Here is a 2751-nt window from a genome sequence, read left to right as displayed (position 1 = left end):
TTCTTCGGCATCGGCTCGGTGGTCGCCGCGGACCTCGTGGCCCCCGACAAGAAGGCCGGCGCCATCGCCACGATGTTCACCGGCCTGACCATCGCCAACATCGTCGGCGTTCCGCTGGGCACCTTCATCGGCCAGGCCGTCGGCTGGCGCTTCACCTTCGCCGTCGTCGCCGCGCTCGGCGTGGTCGGACTGCTCGGCATCGCCAAGCTCGTCCCCGCCCTGCCCCGCCCCGAGGGGGCCCACCTGCGCCGCGAGCTCATGGCGTTCCGCAACCCCCAGGTCCTGCTCGCCATGGCGATGACCGTCCTCGGCTTCGGCGGTGTCTTCGCGGCGATCACCTACATCGCCCCGATGATGACCCAGGTCGCCGGCTACTCCGACGGCGCCGTCACCTGGCTGCTGGTCCTGTTCGGCGTCGGCATGTTCCTCGGCAACCTGCTCGGCGGCAAGTTCGCCGACCGCAAGCTGATGCCGATGCTCTACGCCTCGCTCGGCGGGCTCGCCGTCGTCCTGGCCCTGTTCACCCTCACCGCCCACAACAAGATCCTCGCCGCGGTCTCCGTGCTGCTCGTCGGGGGACTCGGCTTCGCCACCGTCCCGCCGCTGCAGAAGCGGGTCCTCGACCAGGCGCACGGCGCGCCCACCCTGGCCTCCGCCGTCAACATCGGCGCCTTCAACCTCGGCAACGCCCTCGCCGCGTGGCTCGGCGGGCAGGTCATCGCCGCCGGCCTCGGCTACACCGCCCCGAACTGGGTCGGCGCGCTGCTCGCCGGGGCCGCCCTCCTGCTGGCCGTCTGGTCCGCCGTCCTGGAGCGCCGTGCCCCCGTCCGGGAGGGCGCCGTCACCGCCGCTCCCGTCCCCGTCCACCACTGACCCGGTCCCGTTCCTTCCGGTCCAGTTCCCTTCGGTCCCGTTCCTTCCGGTCCCGTTCCTTTCAGGAGAAGCACCACCATGAGCACCACCCTCACCCCGCTGACCACCGCCGACGCCGAGACCCTCGTCGCCGCCGCCCGCCGCGCCGCCCAGGCGGCCGGGGTCGCGGTCAGCGTCACCGTCCTGGACGCGGGTGGCCACCTGCTCGCCTTCCTCCGCGACGACAGCGCCGTGCTGATCTCCGGGGAGACCAGCACCCGCAAGGCGTACACCGCCCTCCAGCTGGACGCCCCCACCGCCGACCTGGTCGACCTCGTCAAGCCGGACGGCCCGTTCCACACCCTGACCACCGCGCTTGACCGGCCGCTCCTCTTCATCGCCGGCGGCGTCCCGATCCACCGCGACGGCAAGCTCGTCGGCGCCATCGGCCTCGGCGGCGGCGCCCCCGAGCAGGACCACTCCTTCGCCACCGCCGCGCTGACGGCCCTCGCCCGGTGACCCGGACCCCGCAGGAGGTCTTCGCCGACCACGGGCAGCGCCTGGGCACGGGGGACCTCGACCACATCGCCGGGAACTACACCGAGGACGCCGTCCTCATCACCCCCCAAGGCGCGTTCCGCGGCCACGACGGGGTCCGGCGGGTCATCGGCCGCCTCCTGGCCGACCTCCCGGACGCCGACTGGCAGCTGGACCCGCAGTTCGCGGACGGGGTGCTGTTCCTCCAGTGGACCGCCGCCACCGCCACGCACCAGATCACCGACGGCACCGACACCTTCGTCTTCCGCGACGGACTCATCGGCGCCCAGACCGTCCGCTACACCCTCACCGACCGCCCTCTCTGAAAGTGCGCACCATGAACAACCCCGTCATCCCCACCGTGAAGCTCAACAACGGCGTCGAGATCCCCCAGCTCGGCTTCGGCGTCTTCCAGGTCCCCGACGACCAGACCACCGCCGCCGTCACCGCCGCCCTGGAGGCCGGCTACCGCAGCATCGACACCGCCGCGATCTACGGCAACGAGAGCGGCGTCGGCCGCGCCCTGGCCGCCTCCGGTCTGCCGCGCGAGGAGCTGTTCGTCACCACCAAGCTGTGGAACGCCGACCAGGGTTACGACGCCACGCTGCGCGCCTTCGACGCCAGCCTCGCCAAGCTCGGCCTGGAGCAGATCGACCTCTACCTGATCCACTGGCCCACCCCGGCCCGCGACCTCTACGCGGACTCCTGGCGGGCCGTCGAGCGCCTCGCCGCCGAGGGCCGCATCCGCGCCGCCGGCGTCTCCAACTTCCAGCCCGCCCACCTCCAGCGCCTGCTGGACGACAGCGAGCTGGTCCCGGCCGTGAACCAGGTCGAGCTGCACCCCGGCCTCCAGCAGTCCGAGCTGCGCGCCTTCCACGCCGCGCACGGCATCGCCACCGAGGCCTGGAGCCCGCTCGCCCAGGGCGCCGTCCTGGACGACCCGGCGATCACCGCGATCGCCGCCCGCACCGGCAAGTCCGCCGCCCAGGTGGTGCTGCGCTGGCACCTCCAGCTCGGCAACATCGTCATCCCGAAGTCCGTCACCCCGGCGCGCATCCGCCAGAACCTGGACGTCTTCGACTTCCGGCTGACCGACGAGGACATGGCCGCCATCGCCGCCACCGACCGCGGCCTGCGCACCGGCCCGCACCCGGACCAGTTCAACTGACCGACCCCGCACCCCCGGAAGCCCGCTGCGGGCCGGCCCGGGCCGGGCGCGCCCCCCCCGGGGGGGCCCGGGGGCCCCCCGCCGGGCGGGGGGCGGGGGGGGCCGGGACCGGGGGGTGCGGCGCTACCGCGTCACGGGCAGAGGCGGCCGGGGCGGCACTCGGGGTCGACCGGGCCCGTGCCGCCGGGGCGGTA

General features: G+C 73.8%; 4 protein-coding genes. All 4 read left to right on the top strand.

What is annotated here, in order from left to right; translation table 11 throughout:
* On the top strand, positions 1 to 873 hold an 873-nt coding region (locus tag ACFVVL_RS35360), incomplete at its 5' end, for an MFS transporter (RefSeq protein ID WP_387682679.1).
* Between the two features lie 78 nt (positions 874 to 951).
* Complete coding sequence (locus ACFVVL_RS35355) at positions 952 to 1371, top strand: heme-binding protein (RefSeq protein ID WP_380294092.1); 420 nt, start codon at positions 952 to 954, stop codon at positions 1369 to 1371.
* Positions 1368 to 1715: a nuclear transport factor 2 family protein gene (locus ACFVVL_RS35350; protein ID WP_387682676.1), complete on the top strand. Its 348-nt coding sequence runs from the start codon at positions 1368 to 1370 to the stop codon at positions 1713 to 1715. Before ACFVVL_RS35355 ends, ACFVVL_RS35350 begins: the two co-directional genes overlap by 4 nt.
* An 11-nt stretch (positions 1716 to 1726) precedes the next feature.
* On the top strand, positions 1727 to 2557 hold the full coding sequence (locus ACFVVL_RS35345) for an aldo/keto reductase (RefSeq protein WP_380294090.1): 831 nt from the start codon (positions 1727 to 1729) through the stop codon (positions 2555 to 2557).
* Positions 2558 to 2751: the final 194 nt, after the last annotated feature.

Origin of the sequence: Kitasatospora sp. NPDC058115, from assembly GCF_042884635.1 — a bacterium.
Classification (GTDB): Bacteria; Actinomycetota; Actinomycetes; order Streptomycetales; family Streptomycetaceae; genus Kitasatospora.
This window is presented reverse-complemented; position numbering and strand designations above follow the sequence as displayed.

What these genes read in the sequence shown, in the direction of transcription:
- ACFVVL_RS35355 (WP_380294092.1), top strand. Translation starts at nt 952, where the DNA reads ATGAGCACCACCCTCACCCCGCTGACCACCGCCGACGCCGAGACCCTC.
- ACFVVL_RS35345 (WP_380294090.1), top strand. Translation starts at nt 1,727, where the DNA reads ATGAACAACCCCGTCATCCCCACCGTGAAGCTCAACAACGGCGTCGAG.